The organism is Polaromonas eurypsychrophila (genome assembly GCF_014641715.1).
In the GTDB taxonomy this organism is placed as follows: domain Bacteria; phylum Pseudomonadota; class Gammaproteobacteria; order Burkholderiales; family Burkholderiaceae_C; genus Polaromonas; species Polaromonas eurypsychrophila.
Genome location: NZ_BMIG01000015.1, coordinates 1 through 22222, shown reverse-complemented (window position 1 = coordinate 22222; position 22222 = coordinate 1). Strand labels below are relative to the sequence as shown.

Genomic DNA, 22222 nt, shown 5'->3' with positions numbered 1-22222 from the left:
AGCGAAAGCAAAAGCCGAAGCCTTGGCGCAGCGCGACGCGTTGGCCAAAGAAAAGGCTGAACTAGCCGCCGCCCGCGACGCTGAAGCCAAAGCCAAAGCCGCAGCCCTGGCCACTCGTGATGCCGAAGCGAATGCAAAAACTGAAGCTTTGGCGCAGCGCGATGCCTTGGCCAAAGAAAAGGGCGAACTAGTCGCCGCCCGCGACGCAGAAGCCAAAGCCAAAGCCGCAGCCCTTGCAGCCCGCGATGCCGAAGCGAAAGCAAAAACTGAAGCTTTGGCGCAGCGAGACGCCCTGGCCAAAGAAAAGGGCGAACTAGCCGCTGCCCGCGACGCTGAAGCGCAAGCCAAAGCCGCAGCCCTGGCCAGTCGTGATGCCGAAGCGAAAGCAAAAGCCGAAGCCTTGGCGCAGCGCGACGCGTTGGCCAAAGAAAAGGCTGAACTAGCCGCCGCCCGCGACGCTGAAGCCAAAGCCAAAGCCGCAGCCGCAGCCCTGGCCACTCGTGATGCCGAAGCGAAAGCAAAAACTGAAGCTTTGGCGCAGCGAGACGCCCTGGCCAAAGAAAAGGGCGAACTAGCCGCAGCCCGCGACGCCCTCAGCAAAGAAAAAGCAAATTTGATTGCAGCCCGCGATGCTGAGTCAAAGGCCAAGACAGATGCTCTGGTCGCTCGCGATGCAGAAGCCAGCGCTAAAGCCGCAGCCCTCACACAGCGAGACGCCGAGGTATTAGCAAAAACCGACCTCCAGCAGCGCAACGCTGAGCTGCAAGCTGACAATGCCGAGCTGCAAGCCCGTCAGCAACTCCTGCACGAAGAGCTGGTCAGAGCTGAGGCTCAAATTGATCTAATTAAAGACCTGCTCCTACGTGAGCCAAATTTGTAAGGTTCAATCATGCTGAACACATTCCGCCAATGGTTGATACGGGTGTTGACTGCACCCGCAACAGATAGTGCCAATAACCATCATGCGGTTGAAGACGTGCCCTACCGCAGCACTTCGTCCATCGTCCCCTACGACGAAAACCTGTTGGAGCGTAGCCGAACCCAATGGCAGTTTGGCGATTGGGCCAGCTTGGCAGCGCTGGACCGCGATACATTGCGGCATCACCCTGATCGCGCCAAACTGGCTCTGTTGGCCGCTGCCGGCCACAGCGCTACTGGCAGCACCGAAGAAGCCAGGCAGTACACCCGACTTGCCCTTGACTGGGGTTGCAGCAAAAAGCAGGTGACTCAGATTCTGATAGCGGGCGTCCACAACACCCTGGGCCGTGCAGCAGCGGTCAGTGGGCAAGAGCAGTGCGCTTTGCAACATTTTCAGGCATCCCTGAAAGTGGGCGCGCCGCAAAGCGACGTGCGCTTGCTTTGCCAGGCCCGCGTGAGCCAACAGCTCAGCCAACTGGGGCTGTCTGCACCCATTCCGCAAACTACTAGCATTCGCGATGGATCCAATCCGTTTAGTGCCCGCCTGAACCTGCCCGACGTCACACCCTAAGAAGCTCATCAACCGCGTTGACCTTCGCCACCGCCTTCTTACTCAATTAATGATCTGTTCGCCATGAATTCTGTCAAGCAACGACGCCCCAAAAAATCAAAGTTGGCATCCGCTAGGGATCGTGTTCAAAACTCTTCCCCAATCAGCTCGACTGGGGCACGTAAATTGCGGGCATTGATGGCATGAAACAAAAAGACCTTGGCCTTGGTCTGAGCACCCGGCGCACGCGCAAGCAAAACTTGCTCGAAGAGATGGATCAAGTCCTGCCCTGGTCCGAGTTGCTGGCACCGATCACCCCGCACGCGCCGGTAGCAAAGGTGCGCTACAGCGGCCTTGCCAAAAACACCGCGCAGCTCATCAAGCTGTTTGTGCTGTCCAACATCTGGATGGCCAGAAGCAGGCTTTTGCGGAGGGCCAAAGCATGAGTGCGTCTGCACACAGCCAAAGGGCTGCAAAAGAGCCGCAAAATAACCTGTCACTGCCTTGCACGGCCGTAATCGATGCTGATGTTTCATCACGCAAGAAATATTCGGCGATGTCTGCTTCTCAAACTGAGTTTTGGAAATGACCCTTAGCCATACGTCTTCACTCCTCAATCAGGCCAACCAGCAACTTCGATCAGGCAACTACGATAAGGCGACTGAGCTATACAGGGGTGCGTTGCAAGAGCGGCCAACGCTTGCACGCATGATTCAATTCAATCTGGAGTTGGCGCAAAAGAGGCTGCTCAAGAGCGCTACAGAAGGTCGATCATCCTTACCCCAACACGACTTGTCGGCCAATTGGGTATCGCATGAAGACCTTCAGAATGACTCCAATTCCCCCCGCATCGTCCTCGGCGGCATGGTGCTTGGATATCCCCAGAAGGGAAACAACGCGATGCCGCCACGAATCGCTGAATGTGCCCATCTGTATGAACAGATCGCGCAAATTCAGGATTTGCATGGCCTGCGCTTGATTACTGGCGAAGAGCTAACACGGCCACCAGTACCCGCGCACAAACCCTCGGCATTTGTCCACGCATTCGGCACCCAAGATATTCGGCTTGCGCCCATCTGGTATGCCAACTCGCGGGATCTGCGAGCTGCTGTTGAAAAGGAGTCCCCGTTCAACTTACCCAGGGTATTCCGTGCATACCAGTACGACGCCGGCGTAGGATGCGGGTTGGTTCTGGTCGGAGAGTGCATTTTGCAAGGTGATGCCTGGCAACTCACCGACTTGGCTCTAGCAAATCCCTATCTACCTGTGTTGCTCACACTCGCAGCGCCTGAAGGGTATTTGTCAGATGCTGCCCTGATTCCCTATCCATCGTTATTGCGGGGAGGCATTCACGAACATGAGTGTTATGTCGGTAATCATGCCAATGATCCGACATCGCTTGCCCAGGAACTCTTGCTTGAGCATCTGCGTGCCCTGCAGCATGGCTGGGCGCTCGGGCAGTTGCAGGTAGACATCCGCGAAGCAATTGGCACAGAGGCCATCCTGTCAATCGACTTCAAGGAATGGTTGTGGAGCATCTTCTCGCTACGCATCAAGCCCTGGAATCCCCCTGAGATCTCTCAGTCGATGGCGGAATACTGGCAAGAAGTCTTCGACACGCCACCATTCATGCGCGCAGCTGAAAAGTTCAGCAATCAGTCAGCTCGCGAACGTGAGGGCAACGCGCTGCTTTGCCCCCCCCGTGCCATTCCTTCTTTGCGTGCGTTAACAATAAGCCGAACCTTGGGAACACTCGAACAGACTTGCGGCGTCAGCCAGTTCATTCTTGTACAAGAGGGTCCCTTGATACAACGGTGGCGGCTGAGGTGGCCCGAAATAGCGCCGAATCAAGTACGGGCTATTGCGCTGGATGGTGCGGTGCGTGTGCCCAGAGTGCTGGTCGGCAAGGACAATGTCTCCAAAGACGTTTCTGAAACCCCTGCGGGCGTAAGTGCCATTTTGATTGGTGAAACTGTGGCAGCTAATTCAATGCAACTCATCATGCCTATCGCGCCAGATTTTGCCTGGCCGTCGATCAAACCTATGACACCAACCTGTGTAGTCAACGTGATTGTCACAGCAGCCGATTTACCGATGGGAATATTCTCTGCGTTTTTAGAGTCTCTTTCGCTCCAGCGCGGCGTCACCTTTGGTCAGATCGTAGTTATTCTTCCGTCTTCCGGCGATCAAAAGGCGTTTGATGCACGCCTGAAGCGCAATTATGCGGGACGGTATCTGTTGTTGCCTGCCCGCGAGGGCGACCTTTACAAACAGCGCGTGCAACGTGCAACCGCTGCGATAAAGCAGCAACCGGACGATGCATATATGCTTTTTATTAATCAACCGTTGGTGTTACACGACCCCCGAACCCTGGCAACGCTCGCGCAGGTCTTGGCCACCCCCAAAACGGTAACGACCAGCGCGCTGCTAATCGGAAATGTAGAAATAAAATCCAAACCAGAAACTGTGATTTGTGCTGGCGGCTTCTTTCCGGTACTTTGCCAGAGTAAGACCGAAATCGAATGGCGCAATGAAAACCTTGCAGTAGCAATGCCCAGGACCACGTTACCCGTTGCCAGTCATGGTGATGCACTCTTCATGGTCAAGTCGAAAGACTGGAAAAAGTCCGGCGGTTTTGCGGGCATTGAAGCGGAAGATGAAAATGCAGTGCATGAGTATTTTGCCAAGCTGGCCGCCAACAACAGACTTCACTTACTTGTTCCCCACGTGACTGTTGAAATGCATGCCGTCGCAGCAAACCTAAATTCATCCTACGCTGGCTGGAAACCTGCCACAAATCTGACTGTCAGCTCTAACGCAGTATGCATCGAGGTACTACCATCATGAGGCTTGGCATCATCATCCCAACCGAGGAACAAAAGACCCAGGCCGGTGTCCGCATTCGGTATGAGCGCATTAAACCTGCATTGCAATTGCTGGGGCATGATCTCGACTTTATCCCGATTCAAGGTCTGGCATCAACGTCCAAGCCAACGCATGCCATCTATCTAATCAGCAAGTGTTATGACGCGAGAGCCATACTGGCCGCGCAACGGCTTCACAGCCTTGGTGCATATGTAGGCGTCGATCTATTCGACGACAATTTCAGCCAACTGACCGATAGCCGCTTTGTTCGACTGCGTTACTGGCTGCGTACCTTGTTACCGCATTGTTCCTTCATCCTTTGCTCTACGCCCGGCATGCAGGATGTTGCCAGTGCTTATGGCCCGGCCTTGCCTACCCATGTCATGAACGATACGGCCGAGCCGTTCGATGCCGAAACACTTGCAAAAACCCTCGTACTCAAGCTGGATAGGGCCCAGCAACTGCGTCGTATCGACGTCGCCTGGTTTGGTATGGGCGATAATCCAAACTTTCCCGTTGGCCTAGCCGACCTGGCCGCCTACGGTAGCGATATTGATCGCCTGCGTGGCCATGGTTTCGATATCCATCTCTCTATCCTGACCAATCAGCGGTCCATGACCGCTGACAACCTGGCGCCGCTGCGCAAACTTGCCACCGCCTTTGCGATTGAGGAATGGACAGTGGAACGAGAAGCCGCCTTACTTGCGCGCAGCCTGGTCAGTTTTCTGCCGGTCAACGCGCAAAGCTTCAGCCGGGTCAAGTCCCTCAATCGTGCCCTCACCGCACTGACCGCCGGCACACAGGTGCTTTCATCAGGCTACCCCCTCTATCAACCGCTTGAGCAGTTTATTTATCGTTGCCCGCGCCAACTGACGGCGGATCTCAAACAGGGCGAATTGCTCATGCGACCAGCCACGGTTCGCCCGTTCTGCGAGCGTACCCATCCATTGGCGGACATCGAGACCGAGACCAAGAAGCTAATGGATTTTCTCTCTGGCATGCAGTCACCGCAACGACTGCCAGGACAATCCAACGCCAGCTTTGCGGTAATTCATGGACAAGAAACCCTCGGCGATACCCACAAGTTTGCGCAGAAACAAAACGTGCTTTCGGTTGCGAGTCCACTATGCAAGCTTGACCTCAATTTCGATGTTCGTTTTCGATATAACCAACATGGCGGGCTAATGGTTTTGGTGAACAAAAAGAAAAGCAGTTTGATCGATACGCGGCTTATCCCCAAGCTCGACCCGCCAACGAAGGTTCTGAGTACAGACTATTTGGTTATCGATGTATCAACGGTTTTCCCTGATATCGCAACTCCGGGGCATTCGCTCATTCAGTTGGAATCGCCTGCAACCAATGCAGCCGCTTACCCTGTCATCATGGGCTACGTGATCGAGATTCTGTACCGCATTTTCCCCGGCCTCGGTTCGGTCATGTCCGAGCAATCCAAACGATTACCGTGGGCACTCCCCATGAAATCGGCTTTTGAGGTTGTGCAATGAGCGCCAGACAAGTTATTTTCATTGTCAATCTGCTGCAGGATATCAACATTCTTCGGCCGCTTGCCTATCTGGCTGCTCACGAACTCAATCTCAACACCTGCTTCTTGGTCACAACCGCCTTCCGCAAACGAGACGGGACAGGGCTTTGGCAACAAGAGCTGGACGAGATAGCGAACGAGACGATATCTCCTATCCACTATTTCGAGAACGAATTTCAAGCACTGCAAGTTTTACAAGACGGCCATGGCGTACTGGTCGCCGCCAGTGAATCACATCTCGATGCCCACAAACCGACCCATGATCTCTTTCGTGTTGCTCCTAGCCAGTACGTCAAAATCACGCTGCAGCACGGCTTCGAGTGCGTCGGTTTTTTGCAAAGCCGGGACCAGAACTTGGCGCACGGCAGCAACATTACTTTCGCCGCAGATATTATTTGTGGCTGGTGTGCCCCGGAACAACTTACCGCAGTGGCGACTTCTCAGCGACACAAGCTCCGCGTTACCGGGTCAACTGCACTACTTCCTTCCCTGATCAAGAAAAACAGTAGTGTTGGCTTAGTACAAGGCGCATTGGCACACCCAGGCCTAGTGTGTGAAAACATGCATTCTCCCCGACTAAATGTGGCTGGAGACTTCAAATCGGAATTTCTCGACATTTTCGAAAAATTTTGTGCCAAATTAGCTTTAGAAGGTCGACGGGTCACCTTGCGCCCACACCCCGGCGGGCAATATGTCATCAAGAACGATGTGCCGCTGCTACCGAATGTGGCTCTCGAAAACAGCCCAATCTATAAGGTCGACTTGAAGCAGTTTGCCTACGGCATTTCTGCGCCTTCTTCGATTTTGATTGACATGGTGCTAGCCGGTATTCCTACAGCGGTGTGGCAGGATGAAGACAGTGTGATGGATCTCAGCAACTATGAAGGACTAACTCGTATTTCAACACTCAACGAGTGGTTGATATTTGCAAAAGACGTCATTGAAAATCGAGAACAATATCTGGAAAAGCAGCAGACTTTTTTAAGAAAACTGAAGCTGATAACCAATCAAACAAGTGTTTTGCAGGAGTTTTCGGCTTTACTTCTAGCATCAGCTAGGCATGAATATAAAGCTGTAATGAGTCGAGTAAATTGCCAACGCATTATGTTAATTACACCCAACGTAGGTGCAACGATTCAGTTTGGTTTTATCAAACCATTGGCATATGCTGTGGCAAGTGGAAATGCTATCGTCGAAATAATCGAAGAAGTTGAATTAAATGCACAATTAAAGGCAGAGCGAGCTTTATTTTTTGAAGGAAGCGAATGGCTCCTGGATCGCATAAAAAGATTCAAACCAACTCTGGCTATTTTTTGTCGGTGGTCCGGTCCGCATGCAAAACTTATGTTGGATTACTTTTACAGAAATAATATTCCAACAATACTATACTTAGATGATGATCTTCTGAGTGTGCCTAAAAATATTGGTATCGATAAATGGGCCAGATACAATGAACCGAGACGATTGGCATCACTTCAGCATTTGCTAAATCATAGTGATCTGGTTTATGCGTCTACAAATACTTTGAAACACCGCCTTGAAAAACTGTGTGCAAAACCCCGAGTATTGGCAGGTGAAATCATAAGCTCTCACTACAGGATGAATAGTCCACGAATAGGTAGAGTTAAAAAGATTGGGTATATGGGCATAGGCCATGAAGAAGACTTAGAAATGATTCTTGGTCCCTTGATCAAATATCTAAGAAAAAATACTTGCGTCTCCTTTGAGCTCTTTGGCACCATCCCAATTCCCAGTGGATTGCTTGAATTTGGTGATCGCATCTCCAAAGTTGAAAAAGTATCTGATTACGATGAATTTCTGTCATTGCTTCCGTGTTTGGAGTGGGATATCGGAATATGCCCTTTAACCAAAATTCCGTTTAATTTTCTTAAAAGCAATGTGAAATGGATTGAGTATTCATCGGCAGGTATTCCTGTGATAGCAAGCGGAGGGACAGTTTACGATGAGTGTTGCGCTGAAGGTTGCGGGGTTTTGGCCAATACGGAACAAGATTGGCACGACGCCCTAGAATACCTTACATGCAACGCTGACGTGAGTTTGATGATGGTCGTAAAAGCGCAGGAGAAACTGCGACGAGATTACTCGCAGAGCAGAATGCGAAATCAAGTACTATCAATGATTCAGAGTGCGATTCAATATCACGCGAATGAAACTGCATTAATTAATAATTCATTTACTACTAGTAGTTTGCAGGAAAGAATTTTGTTTGTTGCCAAATCATTTTTACCAACAATGGAGATCTATTTTACTAATCCCCTTAGGGATCTTATCGATGACGGCGTATTTTCGGTTGACTTTATATCAGAGAATCAGATATATAGTGTGGAAAGGAAGAAATCGGGTGCAATCAACAAGATCGGAATGTCTGATTTCTCCAGTGCTGAACTCTGGATAATTGAGCGTTTTAATAGCTTCTCTCCTAGCATTTTGGTTTTAGTTCGATATTCTGGCCCTCATTCAGAATTGCTAGTTAGATTAGCAAGAGCCCGGCGTATTCCAATAATTTATCACCTTGATGACGACTTGCTCAATGTGCCAGTCAGCGCTGGTCTTGAAAAGCAAAAGTTTCACAATCAACCTGAACGATTGTCGGTAGTACGACGTTTACTTGAAACTAGTACATTAGTCGTTTGCTCAACCAAGGCATTAATGAATCAGATGAGGGCGATAGGACACAGTGCACCTGTCACAACAACGCAGATTACCTGTGCTTTGAATGTTCAAGCTGGAGTACGTGCTGGGCTTGTCCGAAAGATTGGATATATGGGTGGCGCTGATCATGTGGATGATTTTTCAACCATTGTCGGCGCCTTAGTTCTCTTATTGCGCAAACATACACAAATTATTTTCGAGTTTTTTGGGGGCATGCCAATACCCGATAGATTGAAGGAATTCGGTGATCGAGTTAAGCATATTCATCCCTCAATAAACTATGAACAGTTTTTGGCAAGATTTTCTGCCTGTGAGTGGGATATTGGCCTTTGCCCATTGGATAAGGTGCACTTCAACTTAATGAAAACCCCAATCAAATGGTTTGACTATACTTCGATAGGTGCGGCCGTCGTCGCAACACGCGGTACGGTGTATGACGTCGTCTGCGCTGACAATTGTGGCGGTTTGGCGGGTTCCGAAACCGAATGGTTTGATGTTTTAGACGACTTGATAAAAAATCCATCGATTCGTTATCTCATGGCTGCAAATGCCCAAAATAAATTAAAGCAAAATTATTCTGTTAGTGGTTATCGGCAGGAAATACTGAAATTATTCAATCAAGCACACCAATTGCTGCAAGACTGCAGCCCTGAAAAAGCGGCAGTTTGATCGATAGCATTCTTGAGTAATGCTTGTTTATATACTATGTGAAATATTTGAACTTTTTGGAGGTTGCTAAATGATACGTATTTTTGTTGGTTACGATTCACACTTGCCTGTACTTTACAATGTTTTGCAACACAGTATTCATATGCGGGCGTCCAAACCTGTGGCGGTTATTCCCATAATATTGTCTCAGTTAAAAGGGATATATAACCGTGAACGCCATCCATTGGCGTCTACTGAGTTTTCATTTTCCAGATTTCTGGTGCCGTATCTGTCAAATTATGAAGGTTGGTCTTTGTTTATTGACAATGATATCCTTGCACTTGATGATGTGTCCAAGCTGTGGGATTTGAAAGATGATCGCTACGCAGTAATGTGTACGAAGCATCAACACAACCCAGGTGAGAAAAAAAAGTTCTTGAACACGGTACAAACTAAATACGAAAAGAAAAATTGGTCTAGTTGTATGCTGTTTAATAATTCAAAGTGTCGGGCCTTGACGCCTGACTATGTCAATTCAGCAAGCGGGCTAGAGTTGCATCAGTTTAAGTGGTTGGAGGGGGATGAGCGCATCGGGAATATTCCACTCGATTGGAATTACCTTATAGATTGCGACACCAAAGTAGATCATGTCTCTTTTGTGCATTACACGTTAGGTGGGCCGTATTTCAAAGAGTTTTACAATGTTGAATATGCTCCGGAATGGTTTCTCGAGCGAGATGATATGCTTCGCTGTCAACAGCAGGTATAAAGTTAATTATGAAATTCTTCGCGGAATGCGTACAACAACAGCACGTAGTGGCGGTGCGATCGCAGTCAAATCTGCTGTTTGAAGATAATTCTGTGGTATTATTTTTTGAGACTATATTATGAGCGCCTTTAAGAGAAAAATTTCCGGTGATGTATTAGCCCGTATTTTTAATAAATTGCATCATATAAATATGGGGGATATTCAATTTGACAAGATTGGAATAGCGCTTTCTGAAGAAATTGATAAAGCTGAGAATGTGTCCTGCGATATAGATCCCGACAAAAAAGCTTTTAGTGGAAATAGTAATTATGGACGTGTGGCGTGCTTTGATGAGAGTTCATTTTCAAAACTGGATGTAATGTTGCCATGGAGTAGTTATTTTTATGCTGATGCTGTACACAGCATAGGCACTCCGTGGTCTTCGAGAAAAAGGGCGGGGGCGCAACCGTTTCCCGACCCAACTGTAGAGAATTTAAATAAGATTATTCCACTTAAGAACTTGTCTATTCTTGAGGTTGGGTGTTATGAAGGACATCACACTGCAAGCCTAGCGCTTCATTCAAATGATGTTTGGGCGATCGACGGACGGATTGAGAATGTTATCAAGACTCTTGTGCGTACTTGGCTTAGTAATTGCGAACGCAATGTCAATGTCAATTTAGTCGACTTGGAAACAAATAATCTGGTTGATGCATTTGCAAAGCTCGGACGAACGAGCCCGTTCGACTTGATACATCATCGTGGAGTGCTGTATCACTTGTCTCATCCGCTTTCGCACCTTAGGCAATGCGCAAACATCTGTGCTAAACACCTTTACCTACACACACAAATTGCAAGTGAAGAGCGTGCGAATAAGGATGTCACAGTTGATGGCATATCCTATCGGGTCCTTGAATATAAAGAACCGAAAGTTGATGTGTCACCGTATTCTGGTATCACTAATTACGCCTACTGGCTTACGCAAGACAGTTTGATGAAGGCGCTATCTGATGTTGGTTTCACTCATGTCAAAATTATCAGTCTGAAGGATGAACGAAATGGTCCACGCATTGAGTTGCTGGCATCTAAATGACCGGTAGATATTGTGATCTATTCCGCATGCACATAAATGAAATTTAGCTCACTTGACTTTGATTCACCCTGAATTTAATTGACTTGATCAAACGCAAGAATAGAAATTTGAGTGAATTTGTTTTGATTTGTAAGTTATCAATTCAGAGTGGCTCGGTGAAACTTAGGCGTCATTAAGAATTCCTTCGAACGAAAGTGCCTAATTTATAATCTAAAATATTGATTTATTGGGAAATCGTAGTACCGCCGCAAAAAGGATCAGCTAATGACAACTATTGTAAATACCATTCATGTCGATAATCGCTCTGGCTTTGTCCTTTTTGGCGGTATAAACGTACTTGAGTCGTTGGATCTCGCTAAGCGGGCGTGTGCGGAATATGTGCGCGTTACGCAGAAGCTGAGCATTCCTTATGTATTCAAGGCTAGTTTCGACAAGGCGAATCGTTCCTCCATCCATTCCTATCGCGGGCCTGGTCTGGAAGAGGGCTTGCGCATGTTTCAAGCGCTCAAGGCCGAATTCGGCATGCCCATTTTGACTGACGTCCACGAACCCAGCCAGGCGCAACAGGTGGCCGAGGTGGCGGATGTGTTGCAGTTGCCCGCCTTCCTGGCGCGACAAACCGATCTTGTGGTGGCCTTGGCCAAGACAGGGCGAGTGGTCAATATCAAAAAACCCCAGTTCCTCAGCCCGTCGCAAGTAGTGAATATCGTTGAAAAGTTCCGCGAAGCGGGTAACGAGCAAATCCTGATTTGCGACCGGGGCACGTCTTTTGGCTACGACAATCTGGTGGTAGACATGTTGGGTTTTGGTATTATGAAAAGGACCTGCGGCGATTTACCGCTGATTTTTGATGTCACTCACTCCCTGCAGCAGCGTGACCCGATGGGCGCTGCCTCGGGCGGACGACGCCAGCAGGTGGTGGACCTGGCGCGCGCGGGCATGGCGGTGGGTTTGGCCGGTCTTTTCCTTGAATCGCACCCTGATCCTAGCCGGGCGAAATGTGATGGTCCCAGCGCCTTGCCTTTGGACAAGTTGGAGCCCTTTCTTACCCAGATCAAACAACTGGATGATCTGGTGAAGTCTTTTCAGCCCTTGGTCATCAATTGATGCCAACGATGACAAGACCAAAGAGCGCACGTTGCGCCATCGTTATTCCCGCCCGTTTTGCTTCGACCCGGCTGCCTGGCAAGCCGTTAGTGGATATTCTCGGTAAGCCGATGATCCAGCATGTGGTCGAGCGTGCCCGTGAGGTGGCCGGAATTGATGTGGTGCTTGTGGCTACCGATGATGCCCGCGTGACACAGGTTGTAGAGGCATTCGGTGCTCAGTGCATGATGACTTCGCCCGATCACCCCTCGGGTACGGATCGCCTGGTTGAGGTCATGTCCACCATCGAAGCCGATATATATGTAAATTTGCAGGGCGATGAGCCCTTGGTACGGCCTGAAGACGTCGCACTTCTCGTAGCCGGCATGCAAGCAGACCCGAGTATCGATGTCGGCACACTTTGCCATCCCCTGCCAGCGAACGAGGCAAGCAATCCCAACAGTGTCAAAGTGGTGTTGGCCAACAATAGCAATGCCATCTATTTCAGTCGTAGCCCCATCCCCTATCCGCGCGATGCAACCCGGGCCACCTACCTCAAGCATGTCGGCGTCTATGCTTACCGACGCCGCGTGTTGGAGAATTTTTCCGCCCTGCCGCAGCCCATGCTGGAAGAAGCCGAGAAACTCGAACAACTGCGCTTATTGGCGGCCGGCTACCGTATCCGTGTCTTCAAGGTCGCGCCGACGGGACCGGGCGTTGACACTCCGGAGTGTCTTGAGCGTGTTCGGGCCATTCTTTCAGGCAAACCGGAGCCGCTTTCTTCCACACTGGCGCAGATCAAGTTGGTGATTACCGATGTGGATGGCGTGTTGACGGATGGCGGCATCTACTACGACGCCACTGGCGAATGCCTTAAGCGATTTCATGTGCGTGATGGCATGGGTATCCGCATGCTGGAGGAAAGCGGTATCCGCGTTGCCGTGGTCTCCGGGCGCGACTCGCCCACGCTGCGCAAGCGCATGGATGATCTCCGGGCTTCATTCACGATGTTTGGCGTGAAGGATAAAGCCGCGGCCTGTATAGCGCTGATGGCGCAGGCAGGCGTCACAGCCGAGGAAACCGCCTGTATTGGCGATGACAGTATCGATTTGCCGGCCTTTGAGGTGTGTGGGCTTTCGTTTGCGGTTAACGATGCGCCGGATTATGTGAAGCGTGCGGCTGGCAGAAGCTTGACTTTGGGTGGTGGATTCAGGGCTTTTCGGGAGTTAGCAGATAAAATTTTAATTGGTAGTGGAAAAGAAACGTTTATCAAAACTGCACGAGGCTACAACACCTTGATGGCCAATATGGGGCAATGAATTATTTAAGTATCTCTATGGCAAAATATTCTAAAATATTAATAACTGGATTGGGTAGGAGTGGCACTACGGCAGTAGCATCTATTATTAAAAATATAGGGTACTTTTTAGGTGAGGAAGTATCGCATGCAAGCCTAGAGGATTTTTATTTAAGAAGACTGTTAGCTTCTGGTGAAATCGATAGCGTCCGGACTGAGCTTTACCGCCGGTGCGAAAAGCATGACTTAGTTGCTTACAAGGATCCTAAGCTTTTTGGTCTTCATGGTCAAAAACTTCTAAGCAAAATAACCAACGATTGGCTCTATATTTTTGTTATTCGCGATGTTTTATCAATAAGCAGAAGAAATGTCAAATCAATTGGTGTTGAATTGGATGCAGCATTACTTAATGCTACGCATAGTCAATTGAAGCTAATTAATTTTTACAAAAAGGTAAAATTATCTAATCCAACCTATATCGTTTCATTTGAGCAACTTAATTCAATAGAAGAATTTTTAAAAGAATTTACTAGTTTTCTTGGATTTGATATGAGTACCCAGCAGTTGGATGATTTAAGAGTATCGGTTGGTATCGATAAAGGTAGGTATTTGTCAATTGCTAACATAAAAATATAATTCACTGCCCTATCGATGCTTTCCTTTAATATTATTTACTTGCATTCAGGTGGCCAGTGAACTCAATTGAATTGTCGCGAGACGTTATCGCTGTCGAAATCGATGCATTGAAAAAGATGCGTGACAGGATCGACGAAAACTTTACTTGCGCTATCCAAATGGTGATGTCTTCGCGCGGTCGTCTTGTCGTTGTGGGCATGGGCAAGTCCGGAATCATCGGTCGCAAGATTGCAGCTACCCTGGCATCGACCGGGACTACTTCGTTTTTCGTTCATCCGGCCGAGGCCTTTCATGGGGACCTTGGCATGATCCATGCCGATGACGTGGCGTTGATGATTTCGTACAGTGGCGAAACGGAAGAGCTTATTCGCCTCCTGCCGTTCACGAAACACCAGGGCAACAAGATCATCGCCATGACCGGACGCATGCATTCGACACTGGCTAGAAATGCGGATGCCGTATTGGATGTCTCAGTTTCCCGAGAAGCCTGTAACAACAATCTGGCGCCCACCAGTTCGACGACCGCGACCTTGGTGATGGGTGATGCCTTGGCCGTGGTGTTATCTACGCTGAAGGACTTTCAGCCCGAGGACTTTGCACGGTTCCACCCAGGCGGTAGTTTGGGCCGCCGCTTGCTTACGAAGGTTGCGGATCTGATGCACAAGGATAACCTGCCGATCTGTGCGCCGAGTGCACCCATGCGCGAGGTGGTTGGGGTCATTACCCGAGGCAAACTGGGCGTGGTACTGGTGATGGACGCAGGTCGAATGGTGGGTATCATTACCGATGGCGATCTGCGCAAGGCGTTTGAGGATGCGCCCGATCCTCTCAAACTCAACGCCAGCGACTTTATGACCGAACACCCGTATGTTATTTTGGAAAGTGAAAATCTGGCTGAGGCGGAAAAGAAGATGAAGGCGCTCACTAAGCGGTTGCTGGTTGTCGTCAATGCAAAGGAACAGCCGGTGGGGGTGCTGCAGATTTTTGATGTCGCGGAGTAAAGGGATTGACCCCTTCCAGCATGAGCGTGTCGGCTAAATGTATTTTCGTCCTGGGCATGCATCGCTCGGGCACGTCGGCGCTCACTGGCTTGCTTTGTCAGTTTGGGGCCATTGCCGGTAAAGATTTGCTACCCGCGAACGACTCGAATCCGAAGGGGTTTTTCGAGAGCAGGGCGGTTGTCGATCTCAATAATGCCATTTTGCAAGCCGCGGGTTCATCCTGGGATGACATGCAAGCCCTGCCAGTAGATTGGCAACGTCCGCCCGAGATGCAACCGCTGCGTAGTGATATTGCTGCGTTGTTTTCGTCGCTGTTTGTTGCGGAGGGTCTGCGGGTTATCAAGGATCCCCGTCTGAGCAAGACCTTGCCACTGTGGCTCGATGTTTTGATGGAATTCGGCGTTCAGCCTGTGGTGGTAATTTGCGTGCGGGAACCGGGTACGGTGGCGCAGTCGGAAAAACTGATGAAGGGTTTCCCCTCGCTCAAGTCGCTGCTGCTGTATCTGGATTATGGCTTGCATGCCGAACTCCATAGCCGTAACGTCACTCGTACCATCGTGGCCTATTCTGATCTGCTTGCCGATTGGCAAGGGGTGCTTAAGCGAGTCGATGAGGAACTAGGCCTTGGGCTGCCGCTCGAAGCGCCTGGTTTGGCGGCGCGGGGGGCTGATTTCATCAGCCCGGGACTAAATCGTTCCCAACTTGATGTGGGTGAGTTTCAACGTTGTGGCACGTTGGCTGAGATGGCGCATACGCTCTATGAGGCGTTACGTGTTCCCAATGCTAATGAGATCGATGTTTTACGGCAGCGCTTTATTGCGTATCAAGGTGACATGCAGCCGTGGGGTGTCGTGCTGCAGCATGTTCAGGCGATCGAGGAGCGTTTCCCCAATGTGGACTTGGGCCAGCGTTTTAGTTACCCGCGCATGCAAAGCCGGCTGAGCTGGACCGATACGCTGGCGGCAGAGTTCGATCTGGCCAACGTGGTTTTGAGCAATTGGGTGTATCGCGCTGGGCGGCAATCGGTGCACCTTTCTTTTGATCGCCGATGCGTAGTCGAAAAATTCCGCCTGACATTTGTCAATCGACCTGCTTACGTGCGCGTGCATTCGTTGGTATTGCGGCAAGGGAGCGCTGTGCTCGGCCGGTGGGAACATATACGTGAGTGGCTGATCGGACAGTCAGATTCAGCGTTTGATCTTACGGATAGGGCGAACGATGCGATAGATGCTTGGCTGTTTCTGGATAGTAAAAGCTATGTGGATATCAAGCTTCCAGGCAATCAGCGGCTAAGCCTCGATCTTCATTGTCACCTTGACCTGGATATCGAGGTTGCTGATAGTTCTGCGGCCGTGAATCCACTTTTGGCCAAGCTAGGCCAATTGTCAGCGGAAGTAATCAAGCTTCGCAAACAATGGCAAGCGCGGGCCACTAAGCCCGCGAAGGAGAAACACGTTTTTGCGTTGGTGAGCGATCTAACCGACCTGCATGGCTTGCTGCAGCAGGGACTGCAAATGCGCGACCAGAAGATTGTTGCTCAGCAACATCTGTTCGACCACATGCGAGAAGATCTGCTGCGCGCTGAAGCGCAGTTGGACTTGCTCAAAGATGTGATGATCGGGAATCTGGACGATGACCCCTTTTAACGCCATCCCGCCAGTGTTGACGAAATAGTGAGCAGATATTGAAAGATTACAGGGTGAGAAAAAGTGACACGAACACGCTAATGATCATGTTCAAAACTCTCCCCCAATCAGCTCGACTGGGCACGTAAATTGCTGGCATTGATGACATGAAACAAAAAGACCTTGGCCTTGATCTGAGCACCCGGCGCACGCGCAAGCAAATCTTGCTCGAAGAGATGGATCAAGTCATGCCGTGGTCCGAGTTGCTGGCGCTGATCAACCCGCACGCGCCGGTAGCAAAGGTGCGCTACCGCGGCCTTGCCAAAAACACCGCGCAGCTCATCACGCTGTTTGTGCTGTCCAAAATCTTGATGGCCAGAAGCAGGCTTTTGCAGGGGGCCAAGGCATGAGTGCGTCTGCACACAGCCAAAGGGCTGCAAAAGAGCTGAAAAATAACCTGCCGCAGCCTTGCGCGGCCGTAATCGATGCTGATGTTTCATCACGCGAGAAATATTCGGTCGTGTCTGCTCCTCAAACGGAGTTTTGGACATAATCCTTAAGATGCAAAACACCCTTGAGGCAGAGTCCATAGAAATAATCCGCGAGGCAGTGGCCACAGCCCGCAAGCCGGTCATGATGTACTCCATCGGCAAAGACTCATCCGTGATGCTGCACTTGGCGCGCAAGGCGTTTTACCCGGCGCCGCCGACCTTCCCGCTGCTGCATGTGGATACGGGGTGGAAGTTCAAGGCCATGTATGCGCACCGCGCCCGCATGGTGGCTGAAAGCGGCATGACCCTCATTTCCCACACCAACCCCGATGGCCTGGCCGCAGGCGTGGGCCCCTTCACCCACGGCAGCAATTACCACACCGACGTGATGAAAACCCAGGCGCTTAAGCAGGCTCTGGACGCCAATGGGTTTGACGTGGTGTTTGGCGGTGCCCGGCGTGATGAAGAAAAGAGCCGCGCCAAAGAGCGGGTGTTTTCCTTTAGGGCCCCTGGCCACCGTTGGGACCCCAAAGCCCAGCGCCCCGAACTTTGGAACCTGTACAACACCCGCATTGCACCGGATGAGTCCATCCGCGTGTTCCCCATCAGCAACTGGACCGAGGCCGACATTTGGCAATACATCCAGGCAGAGAATATTCCCATCGTACCGCTGTACTTTGCCGAACTGCGCCCGGTGGTGCAGCGCGGTGGCCAGTGGCTGATGGTGGATGACGACAGGTACCCGTTTGCACCGGGTGAGGCAGCCCAAATGCGTCGCGTGCGCTTTCGCACCCTGGGCTGCTGGCCGCTGACTGCGGCCATCGAGTCTGATGCCACCACGCTTGACGAAGTGATAGCCGAGACTCTGGGCGCGCGCGGCTCCGAGCGAGAGGGGCGCTTGATAGATTCAGACGTGCCGGGGTCGATGGAGAAGAAGAAACAAGAGGGCTACTTCTAATGCATACGCTACGCTTTATTACCTGTGGCAGCGTGGATGACGGCAAAAGCACCCTCATTGGTCGCTTGCTGTTCGAGAGCAAGGCCATTTTTGACGACCAATTGGCTGCCTTGGTTAAAGACTCGGCGCAATATGGCACGCAGGGCACCCAGATGGACCTGGCGCTGCTGGTTGACGGCCTGCAAGCTGAGCGCGAGCAGGGCATCACCATTGACGTGGCCTACCGATTTTTTACCACCGACGAGCGCCGCTTTGTGGTGGCCGACACCCCCGGCCATGAGCAGTACACGCGCAATATGGCCACGGGCGCATCTACTGCCACCCTGGCTGTTATTTTGATTGACGCACGCAAGGGTGTGCTGGTGCAGACCCGCCGCCACAGCCGCATCGTGGCCATGATGGGTATCAAACATGTGGTGCTGGCAGTCAACAAGATGGATCTGGTCGCGTTTGACGAGGCAACCTTTAACACCATCGTTGCCGACTACCGTGCTTTTGCTACCGACTTGGGCTTTGCCAGCTTGCAGGTGATACCCCTGTCTGGCTTGACGGGCGCCAATGTGTTGGCTCCCAGCCAGCGCCTGCCCTGGTACAGCGGCCCCACACTGCTGCAACACCTCAACACGGTAGACACCAGCAGCACCCAGCCGCAGCTTGTATTCAGAATGCCGGTGCAGTGGGTCAACCGGCCCAACCTTGACTTCAGGGGCTTTTGTGGCCGCATTGCCGCCGGCACGCTGCACCCCGGTGACGCGGTGCGGGTGCTGCCATCTGGCGTGCAAACCCACGTTAAGGCGGTGTTGTTGGGCTTTGATGAAGTAGCGGCAGCCAACGCGGGTGACGCCGTCACCATTACGCTGACTGACGAGGTAGACGCCAGCCGGGGCGATGTGCTCGTAGCTGCCGATGCCCCACCAGAGGTAGCCGACCAGTTTGAAGCCAAGTTGCTCTGGATGAGCGAGCACGCCCTGACACCAGGGCGCCAATACCTGATGAAGCACGCGTGCAAAGAAGTCACTGCCACCATCACCGCCATCAAGCACCGCGAAGATGTGAACAGCGGCGCCCACCTGGCCGCCAAAATACTGGGCCTGAACGAGATCGCCATGGTCAACTTGTCCACCAGCGCACCGCTGGTGTTTGAGCCCTATGCGGTTAACCAAACTTTGGGCGGGTTCATCTTGGTGGACAAGCTGACGTTTGAAACGGTGGGCGCGGGCATGATCGAGTTTGCCCTGCGCCGCGCAAATAACATTCATTGGCAGGCGCTGGAGCTGAACAAAGCCACACGCGCAGCCCAAAAGCACCAGAACCCGCGCTGCATCTGGTTTACCGGTTTGTCGGGTTCCGGTAAATCCACCCTGGCTAATCTGTTGGACAAGCGCCTGTTTGCCGAAGGCCGCCATACCTATGTGCTGGACGGCGACAACGTGCGCCACGGCCTGAACCGCAACCTGGGCTTTACCGAGGCCGACCGGGTAGAAAACATCCGTCGCGTGGCCGAGGTTGCCCGGTTGATGGTAGATGCCGGGCTGATGGTGTTGGTCAGCTTTATTTCGCCGTTTGAGTCTGAGCGGCGCATGGCCCGCAATTTGTTTGACGCAGGGGAGTTTGTTGAGGTGTTTGTAGATGCGCCTTTTGATGAATGTGCAAGGCGCGATGTCAAAGGCTTGTACGCCAAAGCCCTGCGCGGTGAGCTCAAAAACTTCACCGGTCTTGATAGCCCGTATGAGCCACCCTCAAGCCCGGATGTGCATTTGTTGGCTGCGCAGCATACCCCTGAGCAATGTGTTGAGCAGCTATTGCTTGCACTGGGCTAAGGCATGGACTTGATGCTAGTGGCTGCAGGATGCGCGCGACTTTTGCGCTTTCAATTTCATCTACATTAGCGACTTTGGAGAGAAAAAGTTCGTCTGATGGTAGACGCAAGGCTGGAGACTGATGTGGTGGCATTCAGACCGAAGGCTCGACGGCGGGCCTGCTTGAGGGGTGAAGTGCGATACTAATTAATAGGCATGCAACCAATTTACACGGGTGTCTTAATGGCGCTGGGCTGCGCCATCTACACCGCTGCGAACGCGCAGCCGGCGATCGCTTGCCCCACTGCGATATCGGATATTGCTGCGGGAAACGCTGATGCATTGACCTTCTTCCAACAACGGGTTGTCAAACCGGCTGACGTCGGCACCGCGGCGAGGAGCCGACCAGAAGGCTTCGAAACCCCAGAAGCGCACGGAGCTCGTGGCGATGGAGTGACTGACGACACCCGTGCGCTGCAGGGCGCCTTGGCATCTGGTAAGGGTGTGTGGCTGGCGTCGGGGCATGTCTACCGGTTCACGCGCCGCTTGCGACTTGGCAGCGGTGCAACACTGTCTTCTGACGGCTCGGCCACCTTGCTGATGTCGGCTGGGCTGGGTGGCTTTGACAATCAGGTCGCGCGACGCGCTGATGCTGCCCTGTACAGCGAAAACGGCGTCGGTATTCGTGTGGAGGGGCGGAACATCAACATCAGCGACCTGTTCCTAGTCAAGGAATACGCCGACGGACGGTATGTCATCGGCATCGACGTGGTCGATGCTGCCAAAGTTTCGATACGACGGGTACGCCTACGCGGCTTCTCTTTGGCGCCGGGCATCGTGACAATTCGGAGTTCGGACAATGTCGAGTTCTCCAGCTCGCTGATCCACGCGTCCTGCACTCAGTTCCTTGAGATCCCGGCAGATATCGCCACCTTCCAGATCACGGGGATTTCGATTGACGACAGCAGGGTGCGCGGTCGTGCGTCTACGCATCTGCGACTGCATAACAACGTCATTGACGATGTGCGCATGATCCCGCTCACGGCCCGCCGCGAGCAGTCGGATGGCATCAACTTTGCATCCGGCGGTGTTGGTCTGGGATCGGTCGTCAGCGACAACTTCATTTCTCGCGTAGACGAGGCGCTGGATCTGTTCGGCGCCGGAATTAATGTGCATGGCAACCGGTTGGCTGCGACAGGTACCGTCCTGAAGCTGATACATGGCGCGCGCGACATTGTTGTGGGCGGTAACGAGATCACGCCGGGACCAAATGCAAAGGCAATTAGCCTCTACCGGGCGAATCCACCAGAGCTTGGCCGGCAGGTCCGGGACATAGTGATCGAGCAAAATCAAATCAACCTCGAAGCCACACAGAGCCGAGGCGTCGTCGTGGACTTGGTGGGGGAGTTTTTGCCGACTGGTATTACATTGCGGCAAAACAAGTTCCTGGTTGGTCAATGCCAGCAAAAAACCATCCGGTGCAACCTGCAGCAATGCATCGAAGAAAACAACGAGAAGGTCATGGCACGCGGGGGCGAGGTCTGCGAGGAGTGACCCGCAGCCTTTAATGGGCAGGGAGCACGGGATTGATTAAGGCGTGCGGGTTTAAGCTTGCAGCATGACAATCCAGTGGATTCGGGGCACATCAACCTCACCCGCAATGAATCGCCTCGGAATTGAACTGACCCCTAGAAGTTGGACAAACTTCAAAGGGTTTCATGGAAAAGTACAAAACAGAGTTCAAGCTCAAAGCCGTAAAGAGCTTTTTGGCCGGTGACGGCGGGGCGAAGTTGCTGGCGCGTCGTTGGATAGTGCCCGAGGAAAAAATTCGTACCTGGGTGAACCACTACCGCCTGCACGGCGTAGACGGTTTGCTTCCTAAACGCAGCACGTACAGTGCGCAATTCAAACTGCAGGTTCTGTCCCATAAGGACCGTGAACAGCTTTCGAGCCGTCAAGTGGCGGCGGTCTATGACGTCCGTAATCCCAACCAGGTGGTGGTCTGGCGACGCAATTTCGATGAAGGCGGCGTGGAGGCTTTCTCGAAGGGGGATCAAAGGCGCACCAATATGAAGTCAGAACGACGCAGCCCGGCGCCGCCAAGCACCGTTATCACCGATTCGGCGCAGGCACTGCGTGAAGAGAACGAGCAACTGCGCGCGGAGGTGGCGTACCTAAAAAAATTGCAAGCCTTAATCCGGGCGAAGAGATCAGCTGCGCCGACAAAGTGATCTTGCCCCCGAAAAACGTACTCCATAGCTGATGTGAAAATTCAGTAATTGGAGATGAGA

Annotated in this window: 16 protein-coding genes and 4 pseudogenes; all 20 read left to right on the top strand. The window is 51.7% G+C overall.

The genetic code is table 11. The annotated features are described in order from the left end of the window. Positions 1-148 precede the first annotated feature (148 nt). Positions 149-880, top strand: coding sequence for a coiled-coil domain-containing protein (locus IEX16_RS16750; RefSeq protein ID WP_188709633.1), 732 nt, complete (start codon positions 149-151; stop codon positions 878-880). 9 nt (positions 881-889) lie between these two features. Then, on the top strand, positions 890-1489 hold the full coding sequence (locus IEX16_RS16745; protein ID WP_188709632.1) for a hypothetical protein: 600 nt from the start codon (positions 890-892) through the stop codon (positions 1487-1489). Between the two features lie 182 nt (positions 1490-1671). Continuing rightward, positions 1672-1806: pseudogene (locus IEX16_RS20115) on the top strand (IS5/IS1182 family transposase); the annotation flags it as partial. Further along, positions 1804-1914 (top strand): annotated as a pseudogene (locus tag IEX16_RS16740) (IS5/IS1182 family transposase); the annotation flags it as partial. The pseudogenes IEX16_RS20115 and IEX16_RS16740, both read left to right, overlap by 3 nt. A gap of 139 nt (positions 1915-2053) precedes the next feature. Continuing rightward, on the top strand, positions 2054-4315 hold the full coding sequence (locus IEX16_RS16735) for a hypothetical protein (RefSeq protein ID WP_188709631.1): 2262 nt from the start codon (positions 2054-2056) through the stop codon (positions 4313-4315). Next, positions 4312-5838 carry a hypothetical protein gene (locus IEX16_RS16730; RefSeq protein ID WP_188709630.1) on the top strand — a complete coding sequence of 509 codons (1527 nt, stop codon included), beginning with the start codon at positions 4312-4314 and terminating at the stop codon, positions 5836-5838. The genes IEX16_RS16735 and IEX16_RS16730 overlap by 4 nt, the downstream gene beginning before the upstream one ends. After that, positions 5835-9218 (top strand): glycosyltransferase family protein, encoded by a 3384-nt coding sequence (locus tag IEX16_RS16725; RefSeq protein ID WP_188709629.1) that lies wholly within the window; start codon positions 5835-5837, stop codon positions 9216-9218. Before IEX16_RS16730 ends, IEX16_RS16725 begins: the two co-directional genes overlap by 4 nt. Positions 9219-9288: 70 nt before the next feature. Next, the gene (locus IEX16_RS16720; RefSeq protein ID WP_188709628.1) at positions 9289-9966 is read left to right on the top strand and encodes a glycosyltransferase; all 678 of its coding nucleotides are present in this window, start codon (positions 9289-9291) and stop codon (positions 9964-9966) included. Between the two features lie 118 nt (positions 9967-10084). Next, positions 10085-11038: a class I SAM-dependent methyltransferase gene (locus IEX16_RS16715; RefSeq protein ID WP_188709627.1), complete on the top strand. Its 954-nt coding sequence runs from the start codon at positions 10085-10087 to the stop codon at positions 11036-11038. Positions 11039-11302: 264 nt separating this feature from the next. After that, a complete protein-coding gene (gene kdsA, locus IEX16_RS16710; RefSeq protein ID WP_188709626.1) occupies positions 11303-12145 on the top strand; it encodes a 3-deoxy-8-phosphooctulonate synthase in 843 nt (280 codons plus the stop codon). An 8-nt stretch (positions 12146-12153) separates the two neighbouring features. After that, positions 12154-13443: a 3-deoxy-manno-octulosonate cytidylyltransferase gene (kdsB, locus tag IEX16_RS16705; RefSeq protein WP_188709625.1), complete on the top strand. Its 1290-nt coding sequence runs from the start codon at positions 12154-12156 to the stop codon at positions 13441-13443. A 17-nt stretch (positions 13444-13460) separates the two neighbouring features. Continuing rightward, on the top strand, positions 13461-14057 hold the full coding sequence (locus tag IEX16_RS16700; protein ID WP_188709624.1) for a hypothetical protein: 597 nt from the start codon (positions 13461-13463) through the stop codon (positions 14055-14057). 56 nt (positions 14058-14113) lie between these two features. Then, positions 14114-15058 (top strand): KpsF/GutQ family sugar-phosphate isomerase, encoded by a 945-nt coding sequence (locus IEX16_RS16695; protein WP_229676401.1) that lies wholly within the window; start codon positions 14114-14116, stop codon positions 15056-15058. A 5-nt stretch (positions 15059-15063) separates the two neighbouring features. Further along, positions 15064-16704, top strand: coding sequence for a sulfotransferase family protein (locus IEX16_RS16690; protein ID WP_188709623.1), 1641 nt, complete (start codon positions 15064-15066; stop codon positions 16702-16704). A gap of 146 nt (positions 16705-16850) precedes the next feature. Continuing rightward, a pseudogene (locus tag IEX16_RS16685) lies at positions 16851-16979 on the top strand (IS5/IS1182 family transposase); the annotation flags it as partial. 3 nt (positions 16980-16982) lie between these two features. Then, positions 16983-17093 (top strand): annotated as a pseudogene (locus IEX16_RS16680) (IS5/IS1182 family transposase); the annotation flags it as partial. Between the two features lie 142 nt (positions 17094-17235). After that, positions 17236-18132, top strand: coding sequence for a sulfate adenylyltransferase subunit CysD (cysD, locus tag IEX16_RS16675; protein WP_373288371.1), 897 nt, complete (start codon positions 17236-17238; stop codon positions 18130-18132). Beyond that, positions 18132-19952, top strand: coding sequence for a sulfate adenylyltransferase subunit CysN (gene cysN, locus IEX16_RS16670; RefSeq protein WP_188709621.1), 1821 nt, complete (start codon positions 18132-18134; stop codon positions 19950-19952). The genes cysD and cysN overlap by 1 nt, the downstream gene beginning before the upstream one ends. Before the next feature lie 195 nt (positions 19953-20147). Next, positions 20148-21485 carry a glycosyl hydrolase family 28-related protein gene (locus IEX16_RS16665; protein ID WP_188709620.1) on the top strand — a complete coding sequence of 446 codons (1338 nt, stop codon included), beginning with the start codon at positions 20148-20150 and terminating at the stop codon, positions 21483-21485. Between the two features lie 164 nt (positions 21486-21649). After that, complete coding sequence (locus IEX16_RS16660; protein ID WP_188709619.1) at positions 21650-22162, top strand: transposase; 513 nt, start codon at positions 21650-21652, stop codon at positions 22160-22162. The last annotated feature ends 60 nt before the right edge of the window (positions 22163-22222 follow it).

Coding starts and splice junctions, on each gene's coding strand:
- IEX16_RS16745 (WP_188709632.1), top strand. CDS start 890: ATGCTGAACACATTCCGCCAATGGTTGATACGGGTGTTGACTGCACCC.
- IEX16_RS16735 (WP_188709631.1), top strand. CDS start 2,054: ATGACCCTTAGCCATACGTCTTCACTCCTCAATCAGGCCAACCAGCAA.
- IEX16_RS16730 (WP_188709630.1), top strand. CDS start 4,312: ATGAGGCTTGGCATCATCATCCCAACCGAGGAACAAAAGACCCAGGCC.
- IEX16_RS16725 (WP_188709629.1), top strand. CDS start 5,835: ATGAGCGCCAGACAAGTTATTTTCATTGTCAATCTGCTGCAGGATATC.
- IEX16_RS16720 (WP_188709628.1), top strand. CDS start 9,289: ATGATACGTATTTTTGTTGGTTACGATTCACACTTGCCTGTACTTTAC.
- IEX16_RS16715 (WP_188709627.1), top strand. CDS start 10,085: ATGAGCGCCTTTAAGAGAAAAATTTCCGGTGATGTATTAGCCCGTATT.
- kdsA (WP_188709626.1), top strand. CDS start 11,303: ATGACAACTATTGTAAATACCATTCATGTCGATAATCGCTCTGGCTTT.
- kdsB (WP_188709625.1), top strand. CDS start 12,154: ATGACAAGACCAAAGAGCGCACGTTGCGCCATCGTTATTCCCGCCCGT.
- IEX16_RS16700 (WP_188709624.1), top strand. CDS start 13,461: ATGGCAAAATATTCTAAAATATTAATAACTGGATTGGGTAGGAGTGGC.
- cysN (WP_188709621.1), top strand. CDS start 18,132: ATGCATACGCTACGCTTTATTACCTGTGGCAGCGTGGATGACGGCAAA.
- IEX16_RS16665 (WP_188709620.1), top strand. CDS start 20,148: ATGCAACCAATTTACACGGGTGTCTTAATGGCGCTGGGCTGCGCCATC.
- IEX16_RS16660 (WP_188709619.1), top strand. CDS start 21,650: ATGGAAAAGTACAAAACAGAGTTCAAGCTCAAAGCCGTAAAGAGCTTT.